This is a genomic window from Yersinia kristensenii, from assembly GCF_900460525.1.
Lineage (GTDB): Bacteria > Pseudomonadota > Gammaproteobacteria > Enterobacterales > Enterobacteriaceae > Yersinia > Yersinia kristensenii.
Genome location: NZ_UHIY01000001.1, coordinates 4,199,631 through 4,218,902, shown reverse-complemented (window position 1 = coordinate 4,218,902; position 19,272 = coordinate 4,199,631). Strand labels below are relative to the sequence as shown.

The following is a 19,272-nucleotide window of genomic DNA, read 5'->3' as shown; positions in this document are numbered from 1 at the left end:
GACTTAAACGGCACATAGAGTGACAATATAACTCGATCACTGAATTCGCCTTTGTGGCAGCCCGATTAGGGTGCATGAATTTTATAAGGTATTTAGAATAATGAAAAAACTGCTTGTTGCTTGCTGTCTTTTATCGGGTTTAATTTCAGCTCACGCGCTGGCAGATGCCAGTTCCGACTTACAAGGTCGCCTGAGCAAGGTAAATAGTTTCCACGCTAACTTCTCGCAAAAAGTGACCAGCTCAGAAGGGACTGCGATACAAGAGGGTGAGGGGGAGTTGTGGGTGAAACGGCCAAATCTATTTAACTGGCATATGACATCCCCTGACGAGAGTGTCTTGATTTCTGATGGCGAAACGCTGTGGTTCTATAACCCGTTTGTTGAACAGGCCACAGCGACCTGGTTGAAAAATGCTACAGGTAACACTCCATTTATGCTGATTACCCGCAACAATCCGGATGACTGGAAACAGTATAATGTGAAGCAAAAAGGCGATGATTTTGAACTGACGCCAAAGAGCGCCAGTGGCAATTTGAAGCAATTTGCTATCACAGTGACGCCAACGGGCACTATCAAAAGCTTTACTGCGGTTGAGCAAGATGGGCAGCGCAGCGCTTATACGCTGAAAGGTCAGCAAAATAGCTCTGCGGATGCCAGTAAATTTAAATTTACCCTACCAAAAGGCGTGACGCTGGACGACCAGCGGCAGTGAGGTCAGTGTGAGTAATATGTCCCTCGATTTTTCCCAGAATGAGTTTCAACCATTGGCTGCGCGGATGCGGCCTTTGACGTTGGAGCAGTATATTGGTCAGCAACATTTGCTGGCTCCGGGTAAACCGTTACCACGGGCAATCGTTGCTGGACAATTACACTCAATGATCCTTTGGGGGCCACCGGGAACCGGCAAAACCACCCTAGCCGAAATTATTGGTCGCTATGGACAGGCAGATGTCGAACGTATTTCTGCGGTGACTTCCGGCATTAAAGAGATTCGCGAAGCTATTGAGCGCGCGCGGCAAAACCGTGATGCGGGTCGGCGGACAATTTTATTTGTCGATGAAGTCCATCGCTTCAATAAAAGTCAGCAAGATGCATTTTTACCCCATATTGAAGATGGCACTATCACTTTCATTGGCGCCACAACAGAAAACCCGTCATTTGAACTGAATTCGGCGTTGCTCTCTAGAGCTCGGGTCTATTTGCTGAAAGCTCTCACCGCTGCCGATATTGAAAAAGTTATTGAGCAAGCAATGTCAGACAGCAGCCGGGGCTATGGTGGGCAGAATATAAAACTGCCAGATGAAACTCGCCGTATGATGTCTGAATTGGTGGGAGGCGATGCGCGCAGGGCCCTGAACAGCCTTGAAATGATGGCAGATATGGCAGAAATAGATGCCAATGGGGTGCGGGTATTGACCCCAGACCTACTGAAAGAAGTGTCTGGCGAACGTAGTGCGCGCTTTGATAATAAAGGCGATCGTTATTATGACCTTATCTCGGCAGTCCATAAGTCTATTCGTGGGTCCGCACCAGATGCCGCTTTGTATTGGTATGCGCGAATTATTACGGCGGGCGGCGATCCGCTCTATGTGGCCCGGCGTTTATTAGCCATTGCATCAGAAGATATCGGTAATGCCGATCCTCGCGCGATGCAAGTGGCTATATCAGCGTGGGACTGTTTTACCCGTGTTGGTCCGGCGGAAGGTGAGCGAGCCATTGCTCAGGCAATTGTTTATCTGGCTTGTGCGCCGAAAAGTAATGCAGTTTACACGGCGTTTAAAGCAGCCATGCAGGATGCGCGTGATAAACCTGATTTTGATGTGCCGGAACATCTGCGCAATGCGCCAACCAAACTCATGAAAGAAATGGGGCTAGGGGCTGAATACCGTTATGCCCATGATGAACAACATGCTTATGCTGCTGGTGAGAACTATTTCCCGCCAGAAATGGCCGCAACTCGCTACTATTTACCGTCATCCCGAGGTCTGGAAGGCAAAATTGGTGAAAAGCTGGCATGGCTGGCTGAGCAGGATCAAAATAGCCCGATAAAACGCTACCGCTAGCCTTGCTGTTGCGGTAAGGTTAGCGCTATATAGAACGGCTAAGCGGCTGTTTATGCTACTTACGTCGTTAAATTCTTTTCAATAACCATTTATACCCCCAAACCATGGCGTTGCTAACAACATTGCAATTCCAGTTCAAGGGTATAACCATAACTACAAGCACAGGACTAGCATGCTCGATCCCAATATGCTGCGCAATGAGCTAGACGCAGTCGCCGAAAGACTGGCTCGCAGAGGTTTTAAACTTGATGTTGAGATGTTGCGCCAACAAGAAGAGCGCCGCAAAGTTTTACAGGTTGAAACAGAAAGTCTGCAAGCAGAACGTAACTCCCGATCGAAATTGATTGGTGCGGCCAAGGCGCGTGGCGAAGATATTGAACCATTACGCTTGGAAGTTAATGTTTTGGGTGAAAAGCTGGATGCAGCGAAGGCCGAGCTGGACAAGTTGCAAAACGAAATCCGCGATCTGGCATTGTCCATTCCTAACCTGCCGGATGATTCTGTCCCAGTGGGTAAAGACGAAAACGATAATCTTGAAGTCAGCCGTTGGGGTGAACCTCGCAAGTATGACTTTGAGGTAAGAGATCACGTTTCTCTCGGCGAAATGGCCGGTGGGCTTGATTTTGCCGCCGCAGTGAAACTGACTGGCGCGCGTTTTGTGGTGATGAAAGGGCAAATCGCCCGGATGCACCGCGCATTAGCACAGTTCATGCTCGATCTGCACACAGAAAAACACGGTTACTTGGAAACCTATGTTCCTTATCTGGTTAACCATGCGACCCTCTATGGTACTGGCCAGTTGCCTAAGTTTGGTGGTGATCTTTTCCATACCAAACCATTGGAAGAAGAATCTGACAGCAGCACCTATGCATTGATTCCGACGGCGGAAGTGCCAGTGACCAACCTGGTACGTGATGAGATTCTGGAAGAAGAGTCTCTGCCATTGAAAATGACGGCACATACACCTTGTTTCCGTTCTGAAGCCGGTTCCTATGGGCGAGATACCCGTGGTTTGATCCGTATGCATCAGTTCGACAAAGTTGAGATGGTGCAGATAACTCGCCCGGAAGATTCTATGGCGGCGTTGGAAGAGCTAACCGGTCATGCAGAGAAAGTGCTGCAATTACTGGAGTTACCTTACCGTAAAGTGCTGTTATGTACTGGCGATATGGGTTTTGGCTCCAGCAAAACTTACGACTTGGAAGTGTGGCTGCCAGCGCAGGATACTTATCGTGAAATCTCCTCATGTTCCAATATGTGGGATTTCCAGGCGCGCCGCATGCAAGCACGTTGCCGTAACAAAACTGACAGAAAAACCCGTCTGGTTCATACTCTGAATGGTTCTGGTCTGGCAGTTGGGCGTACCTTGGTTGCCGTGCTGGAAAACTACCAGCAGGCTGATGGCCGTATTCAGGTGCCCGAAGTTTTACGCCCGTACATGGGCGGTTTAGAATTTATTGGCTAATAGCCGCGAGTCAATTTATCTCGCTTAGTTATCAGGCAGTTATAAAGCCCCCTCGGGGGCTTTTTCTTTTTGCGATTATCAGCGAATACCCGGGATAAGGGCGTAGAGATTTATCCAACAACATATCGTGCTATCCACTCTCGTGATGTAATTGACTTTTTTATCACCAGTGGCATGATGCGCTCACTTTCCTTGTCCCGACGGTTTCTGTCTTATTATGTCCGTATATTCTCGCCCGGTGCTGCTTTTGCTCTGTGGGCTTTTGCTGTTTACGATTTCTATCGCGGTTTTGAATACATTAGTTCCCTTATGGTTATCCCATCAACAATTGCCGACCTGGCAAGTGGGGATGGTTAGCTCGTCATATTTTAGCGGGAACCTAGTTGGGACATTGATTGCCGGGCGGTTTATCCAGCAATTGGGCTTTAATCGCAGTTACCATTACTCCTGCATTTTATTCGCGCTGGCGACTTGTGGGTTGATGCTGTCGGTTGATTTTTGGAGCTGGCTGGGGTGGCGCTTTTTTGCCGGTGTGGCGTGTGCATTAATTTGGGTCATAGTCGAAAGTGCGCTACTGCGTAGTGGTACGGTAACCAACCGTGGCCAACTACTGGCGGCTTACATGATGATCTACTATCTGGGTACCGTCACTGGGCAATTACTCTTGGGCGTAGTCTCGACTCAACTGCTCAATGTTATTCCGTGGGTCAGTACGTTGGTCATTACTGCCATGCTACCGTTGCTATTTGCGCATTTCTCGCATACAGGAAGCAGTGAGTTACCCCATATTGCCGTTTGGCCGATGTTAAAGCGCCGTAGCGCGCGTTTGGGGATTAATGGCTGCATTATCTCCGGTGTATTATTAGGTTCGCTCTATGGGTTGCTGCCGTTGTATTTATCCCATCAAGGAATGAGTGATGCCAGTGTTGGGTGGTGGATGGCACTGCTGGTCAGTTCAGGAATTATTGGCCAGTGGCCAATAGGTAAAATGGCTGACCGCTATGGCCGTTTGCTGGTGCTGCGCATTCAGGTGTTTGTTGTGATTCTCGGCAGTGTGGCAGTTTTGGGTAACTATGCGCTGGCACCGGCATTGTTTATTTTGGGATGTGCCGGCTTTACCCTTTATCCCGTTGCTATGGCGTGGGCATGTGAAAAAGCCAGTGCTGATGAATTGGTTGCAATGAATCAGGCGCTCCTGATGAGCTATACCATTGGTAGCCTGACGGGCCCAACTATGACGTCATTACTGATGCAGCGCTATTCAGACAATCTATTGTTCATCATGATTGCCGGGGTGGCTTTAGTGTATTTAATGATGTTACTACGCAAACCCGATCAACAAAAAACACCTTACGCAGCGGTATAACCGCCAAAAAAATGCCGCCAGCAGGGTAAACCTTGCATGGCGGCATGATTAAAAATCAACGTGTCATTGATGGCTATTAGTAGATCACTTTGTGACCATAGCTTTCCAGAATACCTTTCACACGATCCATAATTTCTTTGGTTGGGGGTTTTACCCCATCCAATTTGTACTCTTCACCCATGGCAATCCATTTGTGCTTACCCAATTCGTGGTAAGGCAGCAATTCGATTTTCTCGATATTGGTCATGTTCTGAGTAAACTCACCCAGCATATGGGCTGATTTATCATCATCTGACCAACCCGGCACCACCACATAACGGATCCAGGTTTTCTGATTACGTTTTGCCAAATAGCGGGCAAATTCCAACGTTCGGTGATTGGACACCCCAACCAGATTTTGATGCACGCTGTCATCCATCTGTTTTAAATCCAGCATGACTAAATCTGTGGCGTCTAATAGTTCATCAATCACCGGATCATAGCGGCGTACAAAACCATTAGTGTCCAGGCAGGTATGAATACCTTCTTCATGACAAGCACGGAACCAATCACGAACAAATTCTGCTTGCAAGATAGCTTCGCCACCGGAGGCAGTCACACCACCACCAGAAGCATTCATAAAGTGACGATAAGTAACGGCTTCTTTGACCAATTCTTCCACAGTAACTTCTTTACCGCCGTGGGTATCCCAGGTATCACGGTTATGGCAATACAGGCAGCGCATTAAGCAGCCCTGGAAGAACACGATAAATCGAATACCCGGGCCGTCAACGGTGCCACAGGATTCGAATGAGTGAATGCGGCCAAGTACGGACATTGCAGGTTACTCCAATACTGGATAAATAAAGGCCCCACTAAGGTGGAGCCTTTTAGTTTAATCTATTTTAGTTAGAACTTATATTGACTGAGTGAATGTACGTGTAATCACATCCTGCTGCTGTTCTTTAGTCAGCGCATTGAAACGAACAGCGTAACCAGATACACGGATAGTCAACTGCGGATATTTTTCCGGGTTTTCCATCGCGTCTAACAGCATTTCACGGTTCATTACGTTCACGTTCAAGTGTTGACCACCTTCGATGGACGCTTCGTGATGGAAGTAGCCATCCATCAGACCTGCCAGGTTAGCTTTACGAACTTCGTCATCTTTACCCAGTGCATTTGGCACGATAGAGAAGGTGTAAGAAATACCATCTTTCGCGTAAGCAAACGGCAGTTTAGCAACAGAAGTCAGAGAGGCAACAGCACCTTTCTGGTCACGGCCGTGCATTGGGTTAGCACCTGGACCGAATGGAGCACCAGCGCGGCGGCCATCTGGGGTGTTACCGGTTTTCTTACCATAAACCACGTTAGAGGTGATGGTCAGTACAGACTGAGTGGCTACTGCACCACGGTAAGTACGCAGCTTCTGAATTTTCTTCATGAAGCGCTCAACCAGGTCACAGGCGATGTCATCAACACGTGAGTCGTTGTTACCAAACTGTGGATATTCGCCTTCGATGTTGAAGTCGATAGCCAGGCCATCAGCATCACGAATGGTGCTTACTTTGGCATATTTGATAGCAGACAGGGAGTCAGCAGCAACAGACAGACCTGCGATACCACACGCCATAGTACGGTAAACATCACGGTCATGCAGTGCCATCAGCGCAGCTTCATAGCTGTATTTGTCATGCATGTAGTGAATGATGTTCAGCGAGGTAACGTATTGTTTAGCCAGCCAATCCATAAAGTGATCCATGCGATCCATGACTTTGTCATAGTCCAGCACTTCATCCATCATTGGCGCTTCTTTCGGGCCAACCTGGATCTTCATTTTTTCATCAACGCCGCCATTGATTGCGTACAACATGGTTTTCGCCAAGTTGGCACGGGCGCCGAAGAACTGCATTTGTTTACCGACAATCATTGGGCTAACACAACAAGCGATAGCATAGTCATCGTTGTTGAAGTCAGGGCGCATCAGGTCATCGTTTTCATACTGTACAGATGAAGTATCGATAGACACTTTAGCTGCATATTTTTTGAAGTTCAGTGGTAGCTTTTCAGACCACAGAATGGTCATGTTCGGCTCTGGAGACGGCCCCATGGTGTACAGGGTATTCAAGAAGCGGAAGCTGGTTTTGGTCACCAGAGTACGGCCATCAACGCCCATACCGGCCAGTGATTCAGTAGCCCAGATTGGGTCACCAGAGAACAGTTCATCATACTCAGGGGTACGCAGGAAGCGAACCATACGCAGTTTCATGACCAAATGGTCAATCAGTTCCTGCGCTTCGATTTCGGTCAGTTTACCTTCTTTCATGTCACGTTCGATGTAAACGTCAAGGAAAGTCGATACACGGCCGAAGGACATTGCTGCACCGTTCTGAGATTTCACCGCAGCCAGGTAGCCGAAGTAAGTCCACTGTACTGCTTCTTTAGCGTTAGTCGCTGGACCTGAGATATCGCAACCATATTTGGCTGCCATTTCTTTGATTTGACCCAGAGCACGATGCTGTTCAGCAATTTCTTCGCGCAGCTGGATAGTCATTTCCAGGTCTTTACCGTTTTCCAGGTCATCCTGCAGAGAGTTGAACTGAGCCAGTTTGTCTTTCATCAGGAAGTCGATACCGTAAACGGCTACGCGACGATAGTCACCGATGATACGACCGCGACCATAAGCATCTGGCAAACCAGTCAGCACACCAGATTTACGGCAGTTCAGGATGTCTTTGGTATAAACGTCAAACACACCTTGGTTGTGTGTCTTGCGGAAATCGGTGAAGACTTTTTTCAGTTGTGGGTCAAGCTCACGACCATAAACTTTGCAAGAGCCTTCGACCATTTTGATGCCGCCGAATGGGATCAGCGCACGTTTCAATGGTTTTTCAGTCTGCAAACCAACGATGGTTTCCAGATCTTTATCAATATAACCAGCATCATGGGAAGTGATGGTTGCGACTACGTCGGTATCGAAATCAACTGGCGCATGAGTGCGGTTTTCCAGTTTGATACCTTCCATAACCTTCGCCCACAACTTGTCAGTCGCTTCGGTAGAGCCGGCAAGGAAAGATTCATCGCCTTCATAAGGCGTGTAGTTTTTCTGGATGAAGTCACGAACGTTGACTTCGTTCTGCCAATCACCTTGGGTAAAACCTTGCCATGCTTTGGCTAATTTTTCATTAAGTTCGGTCATAATGCATCTACCTTTTAATGTGAATTTCTTCGAAACTTTGTGCGGCCACACTTAGTGTTGCTGGTCACCGCGCAGATAAATTATCCAGTAAGTCAACCCTACCAATAATCCGCCACCAATGATGTTGCCGATAGTGACCGGGATCAGGTTATCAATAATAAAGTTGCTTACGGTTAAGTGAGCAAATTGCTCTGGTGCCGCTCCTACGGATTGCCAAAACTCAGGCGATGCGAAGTTCTTAATCACAATACCCATAGGGATCATAAACATATTTGCAATACTATGCTCAAAGCCGCTGGCAACAAACATCCCCACCGGTAAAATCATCGCAAACATTTTGTCCATTATGGTGCGGCCAGAGTAACTCATCCAAACCGCCAGGCAGACCATCAAGTTAGCCAGAATACCCAAACAGACTGCTTCAACAAAAGTATGGTGCAATTTATGGTCGGCTGTTTGTAAAACATTCAAACCCCATTGACCATTTGCCACCGTATATTGCCCCGCAAACCAAATCAGGCACACGAAAAACAGCGCGCCGCACAGGTTCCCGATATAGACATTAACCCAGTTGCATCCCAGTTGGCGCCAGGTAATACGACCACTGGCTTTGGCTACGGTTGTGAGTACGGTAGAAGTGAAAAGATCACCACCACATACCACCACTAACATTAGCCCCAGGGAGAAACAAATACCACCCACCAACTTGGCAAAGCCGAAAGGCACGCCTGCGGTACCGGTAGTCGCTGTAATATAAAAAACAAACGCAATTGAAATAAACACACCAGCAGTAATCGCTAAATAAAAAGTTTTTAGCGGATGCTTGGTGGCTTTATAGACACCGGCATCTTCGGCTACTTTAGCCATTGCCGCAGGTAATAATGCATCGAAGGGGTTGTCAGCTTTCACACTAACTCTCTCTTAAGGGTTAATAAAGCACAACGAGATACTAGCAAAGCAGTATAGCGTGAAAATTGATATGGATCATATTGCGAGAGTTTAGTTCACTTTAAAACACTACAAAATGTGTGCTTAATGTAGTTAACTTTTTGATTTTTAAAATAAAAAAATATTTTAAGATTTACAAATATTTTTGATTGCACTGTTTTAAAGCCGTTGAGAACGTTAAATAAAAACAGTTTTTGTGCTATTTTTATTTACCACCGTCATTAAAAATTAACTATTTATTCACCTATTTATCTGTTTTATCTAATTGGCAAATAATGTTTGTTTAAAGGTGCTGTTTTTTACCCCAAGCGGCGTCAGAAAATAACGTTTTTTTATGACAAAAACAATTGTTGGTTGGTGTCATTGGTATTTATTTGGGTTGGGAATAATTGCAGAAATTAATAGCCGGAAAATTTGCGATAAAAAAGCGGCGAAATGCCGCTTGAGGTTAATGACAAAGTTGCTGGTAGTTCAGTGAGTGAAGGGTTTACCGCTCCTAGGGGCACTCCGGCGACTTACGTCGCTGCGACCCCAACGGCACGATTCCCCTTCAATTGGCTTTGTCAGCTCCGACAGATAATTAACTGAAATCTATAGGGCCAAGGAGTTACTCGCTTTTTGCCCAATAACGGCGTTTCGCCGCCTGCAATTTAGCGTAAGCACCCAGCAGCGCTTGGTGTGCTGGCAGGGCTTTGAGATCTTCATCGACACTGAACAGGCCATTAAAGCGCTCTTCACCGGCGATCGCCGCGGATGCAGCCTCTACAGCTTCCTGACCATACATTTTCACAAAAGCGCCATAATACTGAGCCGCATCACGCTCTGGTTCTTGGGTCAGCAACAGCAGAGTTTGCAGGCAACGGTAATAATTCGCCTGTTTAGCGGTGAAGACAGAAGAGTTGAAATCTTGTGTCCACTCGACCCAAATCAGCGCTTGCTCTAAATCACCGCCCGCCAAGGCCAGCATAGATTTCAACTCACCCACCCGCAGTGTGTACCAGCCGTTATCTTTACCGGAGGCAATACCCAACAACTCACGGACTCGGGCGAAATCATCCAAACCCTCATCATCCAAAGTCTGAATGAGTTCCAGATATTGTGCTGGTTGCCAATCAGTGTCCGGCAAGGCCAGTAAAGTGCTACGCAGATGTACACCCATGGTGTTGTTTGCCATCAACAAATCTTCGGCAGGGTAGATATCTGACCAGCCTGGCACCAGAATGCGGCAGGCATAGACACTTAAATGTTCATAATCAGCGATATACACTTCAGCATCTTCTTGCTTGAAGATAGCCATCAAGGTGGCGAACTCTTCTTCAGTGGTGCCTTTAAAGCTCCAATCCACGAAAGGATAATCAGCTTGTTGTTTAAACATATCCCAACTGATTAAGCCGCTTGAATCGATAAAGTGTGTTTCCAGATTGGTATGCTCAGCGACTTCTTCATCATCAAAGGTTGGCGCGGTAAACACATCCAAGTCTTTGAGGCTACGACCTTGTAATAACTCAGTCACTGTACGCTCAAGGGCCACACCGAAATCCGGGTGCGCACCAAATGAAGCAAAGCAAGTCCCGTTGGATGGGTTAAACAGCACCACACAAATGACCGGATAAGCGCCGCCTAAAGAGGCATCGTAAGACAGGATCGGGAAACCTTCCTCCTCCAGTTTGGCGATAGCTTCTACCACACCCGGATAGCGGTTTAACACCTCGGCCGGGATTTCTGGCAAGCTGATAGATTCGGCGATAATACGATTTTTCACTGAACGTTCAAACACTTCAGACAATGCTTGCACACGGGCTTCATTGGCGGTATTGCCCGCAGACATGCCGTTTGAAACATACAGATTGCCGATAATATTCATTGGAATATAGACGGTTTCTAAATCTGACTGGCGGATGAATGGCAGAGAGCAGATACCGCGCGCCGCATTACCTGACTGCAAATCCACCAGGTCACTACTCACCAGCTCATTTTCTGGATCGTAAAACGTCAACAGGCGCTCATCCAGAATACCTTCCGGCAACAAGTCATCTTCAGGGATGGGGAACCATTTTTCATTCGGATAATGAACAAAGTCACCTTCCGCAATGCCTTTGCCCAGATAGAAGTCCGCAAAGAAATAGTTAGTAGATAAACGTTCGAAATATTCACCCAAGGCCGAAGCCAATGCGGCTTTCTTGCTAGCGCCTTTGCCATTAGTAAAGCACAGCGGACAGTCACGATCGCGGATATGTACCGACCAAACGTGAGGAACCGGATTCAGCCAAGAGGCTTCTTCAATATTAAAACCGAGGTCGCTCAGTTTTTGCTGAAAGCGGGAGATGGAGTCTTCCAGCGCGGCGTCTTTGCCGGGAATAAAAGTTTGGGTCATTGTCTTCACTTTTTGGCGGTACTAAAAACGCGCAATCATACGGGGTTTTAGTTAATAGCTCCATGTATTCCGAAAGCGCAGTAAATGTCACAGTTTTGATATGGATATTCCGGATAATTCGCTAGCTCATAAATGATGGAGTCATAATATGAAGTCTATAAAGCTAACTGTCTTAGCCGGAATCTTAGCAGGGATTAGTGGTTCTGCCTTTGCTCTACCGAATATCACCTTGTTGGCGACTGGGGGAACTATCGCCGGTGGCGGTGACTCAGCGACTAAATCAAACTATACCGCCGGAAAACTGGGCGTGGATGCCTTGGTCAACGCCGTGCCGGAAATGAAAAAACTCGCCAATATTCAAGGTGAGCAAGTGGTGAATATCGGTTCTCAGGATATGAATGATGAGGTTTGGTTGACGTTGGCAAAAAAAATTAATGCCGATTGCGCTAAAACCGACGGATTCGTGATTACTCATGGGACGGATACTTTGGAAGAAACCGCCTATTTTCTCGATTTAACCGTCAATTGTGATAAGCCGGTCGTGATAGTGGGGGCAATGCGTCCAGCGACAGCCCTGGGCGCAGATGGTCCGTTGAATCTCTACAATGCCGTCGTGGTGGCCAGTGATGCCAACTCCGCCAAACGCGGTGTCCTGGTCGCCATGAATGATCAGGTTTTGACGGGCCGTGATGTGATGAAAACCAATACCACCTCGGTGCAAACCTTCCAGTCACCTAATACTGGCCCACTGGGCTATATCTATGATGGTAAAGTGAATTATCTGCATCAGCCCGCACCAAGGCAACCAGCTTTTGATATCAGTAAGCTGAATGAGTTACCCAAAGTGGGCATTATTTATAACTATGCTAATGCCTCTGATTTGCCAGCTAAGGCTTTGATTGCTGATGGTTATCAAGGAATTGTCAGTGCCGGTGTGGGCAACGGCAACCTTTACCATACTGTGTTCGATACATTGGCAACCGCCGCCCATAATGGCGTTGCCGTGGTGCGCTCATCCCGTGTACCCACGGGCTCGACCACTGAAGATGCTGAAGTGGATGATACAAAATATGGGTTTGTTGCCTCTGGCTCACTTAATCCACAAAAGGCGCGGGTATTGTTGCAATTGGCCTTAACCCAAACACAAAAACCACAAGAAATTCAAAAGTTGTTCCACAGGTATTGATCTAGCCAAACTCTGCGGGGGCTTCGGCCTCCGTATCTTTTATTACCTGTAATCTGAATCTGAAATAAAAATGCAAATACCTTCAACCAGCTACCTTTAATAGGTAGCGTGACACGTGTTGACCTTTTTTAGACGGTAGGATAACAAGAAATGAAAACTTTTGATTTCAACCGGATGGCACTGGATAAATTCCCGATTGAATTTTTAGCAGAAGTGGGATTTCGGTGTTTATTGACCTTTGTGTTGGTTTTTTTATTTCTTAAGCTGAGTGGCCGCCGTGGTGTACGGCAAATGTCGTTATTTGAAGTGGTTATTATTCTGACTCTCGGTTCAGCCGCCGGTGATGTCACTTTTTATGAAGATGTGCCAATACTGCCGGTGGTTATGGTCTTCATCAGCATTATGCTTTTGTATCGACTGGCCACTTTCCTCATGTCGCGCAGCGAAAAAATCCAACAATGGATGGAAGGGGATCCACTCATTATTATCAGCGATGGAGTCTTTGTTTGGAAAACCTTGCAGCAGGAAAATATTACACACGATGAATTTTTTATGGAGTTGCGCCAACAAGGTGTAGAGCATCTCGGTCAGGTGCGGCTAGCTATTCTGGAGGTTAATGGGGCTATCAGTGTCTTTTTCTTCAGTACCGACAAGGTTAAGCCCGGCCTGCCTGTACTGCCAAAAAACTGCATTAAACCATTAATTAAGATAGAGAAAACGGGGGGGTACGCTTGTAACCAATGTGGCCTGATGATGACTTTATCTGGTGGTTCACATGCTACTTGCCAATGTTGCGGTCACCACCACTGGGTCGAGGCTTTGCATCATCCGCGGGAAAAATGAGTTATCTATCATGTAACAAGGTCATGATTGAGCCATTTTTAGCGAATAATTTCAAATAAGTGACAAGATAACGCACAGCCTGCTGTGGAAGAGAGGGCGAGTTTCGCCTTCGTGAGTGAATAACCGTTGCAGCAGGCGGACTCGAATGATAAAACCGAGTCAGGATAATGATGGCAATCTCAGTAGAGTGTGGTGAGGGGAAATGACACAGGTTTATAATTTTAGCGCTGGTCCAGCAATGCTACCGGTTGAAGTTTTACGTCGTGCGGAACAGGAATTGCGTAACTGGCATGGTCTGGGTACGTCGGTGATGGAAATCAGCCACCGCAGTAAAGAATTTATGCAGGTCGCAGAAGAGGCTGAAAAAGATTTACGCGATTTGATGCAGATCCCAGCCAATTATAAAGTGTTATTTTGCCACGGTGGCGCACGCGCACAGTTCGCTGCTGTGCCTCTAAATTTGCTCGGCGACAATAACAGTGCCGATTACATCGACGGCGGCTATTGGGCGCACAGTGCGGTCAATGAGGCACAAAAATACTGTACGCCGAATGTGATTGATGTGAAAACTGATGTTGGCGGCCGAACAGGTATTCAGCCGATGAAACAATGGAAGTTGAGTGATAATGCCGCCTATGTGCATTACTGCCCGAATGAAACCATTGACGGGTTGGCTATCAATGAAGAGCCTGATTTTGGCAGCAAAGTCGTGGTTGCGGATTACTCTTCATCCATTCTCTCCCGCCCTATTGATGTCAGCCGTTATGGTGTGATTTATGCAGGTGCCCAGAAGAATATCGGCCCAGCTGGTCTGACCGTGGTTATCGTGCGTGAAGACTTACTCGGTAAAGCTCGCACGGAGCTGCCGTCAATTCTTGATTACAAGGTGCTGGCAGAAAACGATTCTATGTTCAACACCCCGCCAACTTTTGCCTGGTATCTGTCTGGTCTGGTATTTAAATGGCTGAAAGAGCAGGGCGGTTTGGGGGAAATGGAAAAACGTAATCAGGCGAAAGCTGAATTACTGTATGGCGCTATCGACAAAACCGGCTTCTACCGCAATCAGATTGCTATTGCTAACCGCTCTTGGATGAATGTGCCTTTCCAAATGAGAGACCCTTCACTGGACAAACTGTTCTTGAGTGAAGCAGAAGCCCAAGGGCTGCAAGCCTTAAAAGGTCACCGTGTTGCCGGGGGTATGCGTGCCTCTATCTATAACGCGATGCCAATTGAAGGTGTTAAAGCATTAACAGATTTTATGGCTGACTTTGAACGCCGCCATGGTTGATTACTCTGAGCAGATATTAGTTTGTTTGGTTTTATTTATTAAGTAATTACAACAGCCCCGTCCTGTACGGGGCTGTTGTTCATCAAAGACTGGAGAGTGCTTTTCCCATGCTGGAATCCCTGACTTTACACCCCATTGCCCTGATTAATGGCACAGTTAACTTACCCGGATCTAAAAGTGTTTCTAACCGTGCACTTCTTCTGGCAGCGCTGGCCGAGGGGACGACCCAGCTGAATAACTTGTTAGACAGTGATGACATCCGCCATATGCTCAATGCACTACAGGCATTAGGCGTGAAATTCCGTCTTTCTGCCGACAGAACGCGCTGTGAAGTTGATGGGCTGGGCGGCAAGTTGGTTGCCGACCAACCAGTAGAACTGTTCTTGGGCAATGCAGGAACGGCGATGCGCCCTTTGGCGGCGGCCCTGTGTCTGGGCAACAATGACATCATATTAACCGGTGAACCGCGCATGAAAGAGCGGCCAATTGGTCATTTGGTTGATGCATTGCGCCAGGGGGGGGCGCAGATTGATTATCTGGAGCAAGAAAATTATCCGCCGTTGCGCTTACGTGGTGGTTTCCGTGGCGGCAAACTGACCGTAGATGGCAGTGTTTCCAGCCAATTCCTGACAGCGCTCCTGATGACAGCCCCCTTAGCGGAGCAAGATACTGATATTCAGATTCAAGGGGAGTTGGTATCTAAACCTTACATCGACATCACCCTGCATCTGATGAAAACTTTCGGTGTGGATGTTGTGCATGAAAACTATCAGGTTTTCCACATTAAAGGCGGGCAGACCTACCACTCACCAGGCACCTATCTGGTTGAGGGCGATGCTTCTTCTGCTTCTTATTTCCTCGCGGCCGCCGCGATTAAAGGCGGAACAGTACGTGTAACCGGTATTGGTAAAAAAAGTGTGCAGGGTGATACCAAATTTGCTGATGTGCTGGAGAAAATGGGCGCTAAAGTGAGTTGGGGTGATGATTATATCGAGTGCAGCCGGGGAACATTGCAGGGAATTGATATGGATATGAACCATATTCCTGATGCTGCGATGACTATTGCCACCACCGCACTGTTTGCCGATGGCCCGACGACTATTCGTAATATCTATAACTGGCGAGTGAAAGAAACCGACCGCTTATCCGCGATGGCAACAGAATTGAGAAAAGTGGGCGCGGAAGTGGAAGAGGGGCAGGATTACATTCGTGTGGTGCCTCCAACGCAGTTAATCGCAGCAGAAATAGGCACTTATAATGACCACCGTATGGCTATGTGTTTCTCGCTGGTGGCTTTATCTGACACTCAGGTCACTATCCTTGATCCTAAATGTACCGCGAAGACCTTCCCTGATTACTTCGAGCAATTAGCGCGGCTGAGCCAATTGGCCTGATCAATCTTTGCCGGATTTCTCAGCATAAGATGAGCCGGTATATAGATTTGTAGACAGGGATTATGGGGCATGTAGTTGCCTGGCGAATTTTAGTACCTCACCGATTTATTTAATCTATAACTCTTTAGGTTCCTGATTGAAAGTTCCCCGTGGCTACGGGGAACCTACAAGGATCTTACTTTGTAATCGGTAAATTACTCGCGTAGTTAATGCACAACGGCAGTTCCTGGCCTTTTACAGAAGACGCTGCCATCAGTAATATATATTAGTATGAGAATGATCGTCAGAAAGATAAAAACGATGATAATCACTTTCTTTCACCATTGGTGAAAAAAAGACCAGATAAATCAATGGATTTAGGAAAGCTTTCAATGTTTTTTTCGTTACATTATTGTTATGATTCATAAGTAATCATTATCTAAGAGAGAACGGTCACATAAGTATGAGTCTCTACGTGATAAGTGTGATCGAGTAAATATAAAAATGCTTAATGTCCAATAAGATAATTTGTTGGAACAAGCTGAAAAATATTTTGCTTGATAGGTCAGTCATATAAAAAATGCGTTCATCATAACGAACCTGAGCTTTGACGAATGGGTGAGCCTCTTCGAGGATGACAATGATGTGGTAACACATCACAATGAGATCTTGCAAACGGGCCATGATTCATAGTGATCTAAATGATGGAACAAGCCTGATATCTGGTCAATGTCGACGCTGATTGACAGTGGCGCGAGAGGGGGCGGGAATAATCCTGTCTCTACGACATCTTATCTCCCGCTTGAGGGATCAGATGGAATACAAAATTTGAGAGAGCAATGGATGCTGGCATCAGAGCACGAAAAGACTATAATCCCCAGCAACCATTTCAGCGGTGGAACTGAATATGAGTAATTGGGAAGCCATTGTTCCGGTAACATGTGTTGGGATTCACATGTTGCCTGGAATTGACGTTATATCAAAAGAGATGTTACCGATTGTAGATAAGCCGATGATTCAATACATTGTCCATAAAATTGTGGCTTTGGTTATCAACGGAATTGTTCTAGTCCCTCACTACTCTTCTGATAACTCGGTCGAAAACCATTCTGACATGCTTTATGAGCTTGAAGCACTGCTGAGTCAATATGTGAGGCAACAGTGGCAGTCTGAAGTACATCCTACTAGCCTTCTGGGCGTGAACATCGTGAACGTCCTTAAAGTTCAATCACTTGGCTTGGATTACGCCATTAAGTGTATTCGTCCGGTCGCCAGTGATAATCCATTTGTTGTGATACCACCAGTTGTGGTGCTCAATGATACGAGCACAAATCCACTGCTCTACAATTTAGCTTCTATGGTTGTGCACTCTAACAAAATTGGCCGTAGTCAAGTACGGGTAAATAATCATGTGAGCCTAAAGTGGCTATGAGGAAGTGTTCAACATTTATTATGGGACTGACCACCGCTTTTTCGATGAGTAATCATCAAACAGAGAGGTGTTCTAGTTTTAGCATCTGTGATCCTCATCTAAATGATAGCTGTTCATTTATTGAACTAAACTTCGGCATGACTATTTACATTGGCTAAATAGGTCACTTAGTAAGCAGTAGTCATTTAAATGCGTTGCAGTATATCCTTGAAAACAAGTTGATAATCAAGGATCAAAAAGAAGTTCAGTGTACTGGTAGCTGTTAAGCCAGGGGCGGTAGCGTGCTTGGCGCTCTTACTCATATGTTCGATATTGAAACAGAGTGATATAAATACATATTATTGATATTCCACTCTTATATTTTCTATTACATCTCTATTTGAATTGATGCCCGTGGAGATTAATTGACCATATAGCACTAAACTTATTGCTAACTTTATGTGTTTTCTAAAAATTATCAGGAAATAAATAATGGGTGTTGATCTAAATAACTGCAGAATAGGCATAATTGGGCTGGGATATGTTGGTTTGCCTCTAGCAGTTGAGTTTGGTAAAAAATTTCATACTCTTGGTTTTGATATCAATAGCAAAAGGATTGAGGAGTTAAGTGAGGGTGTGGATTTTACTCTTGAATGCTCTTCAGAAGAGTTAAAAGATGCGAGTTTTTTAACCTATTCATCAGACGTTGAACGGCTGAAAAACTGTAATGTTTATATCGTTACGGTTCCGACTCCAATTGATGATTATAAACAGCCTGATTTGACTCCTTTAGTTAAGGCTTCAGAAACTTTAGGTAAAGTACTCAAAGTCAATGATGTTGTAGTATATGAATCAACTGTTTATCCAGGCGCAACGGAAGAAGTTTGTATTCCAGTGCTAGAAAAAGTATCAGGGCTTAAATTCAATAAAGACTTTTATGCGGGTTATAGCCCTGAACGTATTAATCCAGGCGATAAAGAACACCGTGTCACCACAATTAAGAAAGTTACTTCAGGCTCCACTCCAGTAACTGCCGAATTTGTTGATGAGCTATATAAGAGCATCATTACTGCTGGTACTCACAAAGCCTCTTCTATTCAGGTGGCTGAAGCCGCTAAAGTGATTGAGAATACTCAGCGTGACCTCAATATCGCGTTAATTAATGAACTTGCTGTAATTTTTAATAAATTAGGTATAGATACCGAAGAAGTTCTTAAAGCAGCGGGTACCAAATGGAATTTTTTGCCGTTCCGTCCAGGTTTGGTGGGTGGGCACTGCATCGGTGTAGATCCATACTACCTCACGCACAAAGCTCAGGCTATTGGTTACCATCCTGAAGTTATACTTTCTGGGCGACGTATCAATGATTCAATGAGCAAATATGTCGCTTCTCAGTTAATTAAAGCTATGATTAAGAAACGGGTTCAGGTTGAAGGGGCAAGGATCCTATTAATGGGATTAACTTTCAAAGAAAACTGTCCTGATCTGCGTAATACTAAAGTCGTTGATATTATCAGTGAACTTAAAGAATATAATGTAATTGCTGATGTTTACGACCCGTGGGTTAATGCGGAAGAAGCAAAACACGAGTATGGGATTGATGTTCTTAAGAATATGCCAATTAATCAATATGATGGTGTGATTTTTACCGTTGCCCATTCACAGTTTAAAGCCTTGTCAAATGATGACATTAAAGGGTTGGTTAAGCCGAACGGTGTTATTTACGATCTGAAATATATTATTGACCCGAAAATTGTTGATATTAGATTGTAATTTA

14 protein-coding genes are annotated in these 19,272 nt (G+C 45.9%); 10 read left to right on the top strand and 4 right to left on the bottom strand.

Annotated features, from left to right (window positions below; genetic code table 11):
• Window positions 1-100 precede the first annotated feature (100 nt).
• The 4 genes from lolA to DX162_RS19555 all read left to right on the top strand — a co-directional run bounded on the left by lolA (window position 101) and on the right by DX162_RS19555 (window position 4,894).
• A complete protein-coding gene (gene lolA / locus DX162_RS19570; RefSeq protein ID WP_032820028.1) occupies window positions 101-712 on the top strand; it encodes an outer membrane lipoprotein periplasmic chaperone LolA in 612 nt (203 codons plus the stop codon).
• 7 nt (window positions 713-719) lie between these two features.
• Complete coding sequence (locus tag DX162_RS19565) at window positions 720-2,063, top strand: replication-associated recombination protein A (RefSeq protein ID WP_004391064.1); 1,344 nt, start codon at window positions 720-722, stop codon at window positions 2,061-2,063.
• A 172-nt stretch (window positions 2,064-2,235) separates the two neighbouring features.
• Window positions 2,236-3,528: a serine--tRNA ligase gene (gene serS / locus DX162_RS19560; RefSeq protein ID WP_004391065.1), complete on the top strand. Its 1,293-nt coding sequence runs from the start codon at window positions 2,236-2,238 to the stop codon at window positions 3,526-3,528.
• A gap of 217 nt (window positions 3,529-3,745) precedes the next feature.
• A complete protein-coding gene (locus DX162_RS19555) occupies window positions 3,746-4,894 on the top strand; it encodes an MFS transporter (protein ID WP_004391066.1) in 1,149 nt (382 codons plus the stop codon).
• Between the two features lie 76 nt (window positions 4,895-4,970).
• Here DX162_RS19555 and pflA read toward each other — a convergent pair whose 3' ends face one another.
• The 4 genes from pflA to ycaO form a co-directional block, all read right to left on the bottom strand.
• Complete coding sequence (gene pflA / locus DX162_RS19550; RefSeq protein ID WP_004391067.1) at window positions 4,971-5,711, bottom strand: pyruvate formate lyase 1-activating protein; 741 nt, start codon at window positions 5,709-5,711, stop codon at window positions 4,971-4,973.
• Between the two features lie 78 nt (window positions 5,712-5,789).
• A complete protein-coding gene (gene pflB, locus DX162_RS19545; protein ID WP_004391068.1) occupies window positions 5,790-8,072 on the bottom strand; it encodes a formate C-acetyltransferase in 2,283 nt (760 codons plus the stop codon).
• Between the two features lie 51 nt (window positions 8,073-8,123).
• Window positions 8,124-8,981: a formate transporter FocA gene (gene focA / locus DX162_RS19540; protein ID WP_004391069.1), complete on the bottom strand. Its 858-nt coding sequence runs from the start codon at window positions 8,979-8,981 to the stop codon at window positions 8,124-8,126.
• 646 nt (window positions 8,982-9,627) lie between these two features.
• A complete protein-coding gene (gene ycaO, locus DX162_RS19535) occupies window positions 9,628-11,394 on the bottom strand; it encodes a 30S ribosomal protein S12 methylthiotransferase accessory factor YcaO (RefSeq protein ID WP_004391072.1) in 1,767 nt (588 codons plus the stop codon).
• A gap of 148 nt (window positions 11,395-11,542) precedes the next feature.
• Between ycaO and ansB the strand changes: the two genes are divergently transcribed.
• From ansB to tviB, 6 genes are all read left to right on the top strand, one after another.
• Entirely contained in the window at window positions 11,543-12,580 is a 1,038-nt protein-coding gene (gene ansB / locus DX162_RS19530; RefSeq protein WP_032820030.1) for an L-asparaginase 2, read from the top strand.
• A 150-nt stretch (window positions 12,581-12,730) separates the two neighbouring features.
• Window positions 12,731-13,423: a DUF421 domain-containing protein gene (locus DX162_RS19525; protein WP_098080902.1), complete on the top strand. Its 693-nt coding sequence runs from the start codon at window positions 12,731-12,733 to the stop codon at window positions 13,421-13,423.
• A 202-nt stretch (window positions 13,424-13,625) separates the two neighbouring features.
• Window positions 13,626-14,711, top strand: coding sequence for a 3-phosphoserine/phosphohydroxythreonine transaminase (serC, locus tag DX162_RS19520; protein ID WP_032820031.1), 1,086 nt, complete (start codon window positions 13,626-13,628; stop codon window positions 14,709-14,711).
• Window positions 14,712-14,818: 107 nt separating this feature from the next.
• Entirely contained in the window at window positions 14,819-16,105 is a 1,287-nt protein-coding gene (aroA, locus tag DX162_RS19515) for a 3-phosphoshikimate 1-carboxyvinyltransferase (RefSeq protein WP_098080899.1), read from the top strand.
• A gap of 886 nt (window positions 16,106-16,991) precedes the next feature.
• Window positions 16,992-17,516 (top strand): hypothetical protein, encoded by a 525-nt coding sequence (locus DX162_RS19500; protein WP_050413812.1) that lies wholly within the window; start codon window positions 16,992-16,994, stop codon window positions 17,514-17,516.
• Between the two features lie 471 nt (window positions 17,517-17,987).
• Window positions 17,988-19,268 (top strand): Vi polysaccharide biosynthesis UDP-N-acetylglucosamine C-6 dehydrogenase TviB, encoded by a 1,281-nt coding sequence (gene tviB, locus DX162_RS19495; RefSeq protein ID WP_004391079.1) that lies wholly within the window; start codon window positions 17,988-17,990, stop codon window positions 19,266-19,268.
• Window positions 19,269-19,272 lie beyond the last annotated feature (4 nt).

Excerpts from the sequence above, each read along its gene's own strand:
- lolA (WP_032820028.1), top strand. The coding sequence starts at position 101 with ATGAAAAAACTGCTTGTTGCTTGCTGTCTTTTATCGGGTTTAATTTCA.
- serS (WP_004391065.1), top strand. The coding sequence starts at position 2,236 with ATGCTCGATCCCAATATGCTGCGCAATGAGCTAGACGCAGTCGCCGAA.
- DX162_RS19555 (WP_004391066.1), top strand. The coding sequence starts at position 3,746 with ATGTCCGTATATTCTCGCCCGGTGCTGCTTTTGCTCTGTGGGCTTTTG.
- pflA (WP_004391067.1), bottom strand. The coding sequence starts at position 5,711 with ATGTCCGTACTTGGCCGCATTCACTCATTCGAATCCTGTGGCACCGTT.
- pflB (WP_004391068.1), bottom strand. The coding sequence starts at position 8,072 with ATGACCGAACTTAATGAAAAATTAGCCAAAGCATGGCAAGGTTTTACC.
- ycaO (WP_004391072.1), bottom strand. The coding sequence starts at position 11,394 with ATGACCCAAACTTTTATTCCCGGCAAAGACGCCGCGCTGGAAGACTCC.
- ansB (WP_032820030.1), top strand. The coding sequence starts at position 11,543 with ATGAAGTCTATAAAGCTAACTGTCTTAGCCGGAATCTTAGCAGGGATT.
- DX162_RS19525 (WP_098080902.1), top strand. The coding sequence starts at position 12,731 with ATGAAAACTTTTGATTTCAACCGGATGGCACTGGATAAATTCCCGATT.
- serC (WP_032820031.1), top strand. The coding sequence starts at position 13,626 with ATGACACAGGTTTATAATTTTAGCGCTGGTCCAGCAATGCTACCGGTT.
- aroA (WP_098080899.1), top strand. The coding sequence starts at position 14,819 with ATGCTGGAATCCCTGACTTTACACCCCATTGCCCTGATTAATGGCACA.
- DX162_RS19500 (WP_050413812.1), top strand. The coding sequence starts at position 16,992 with ATGAGTAATTGGGAAGCCATTGTTCCGGTAACATGTGTTGGGATTCAC.
- tviB (WP_004391079.1), top strand. The coding sequence starts at position 17,988 with ATGGGTGTTGATCTAAATAACTGCAGAATAGGCATAATTGGGCTGGGA.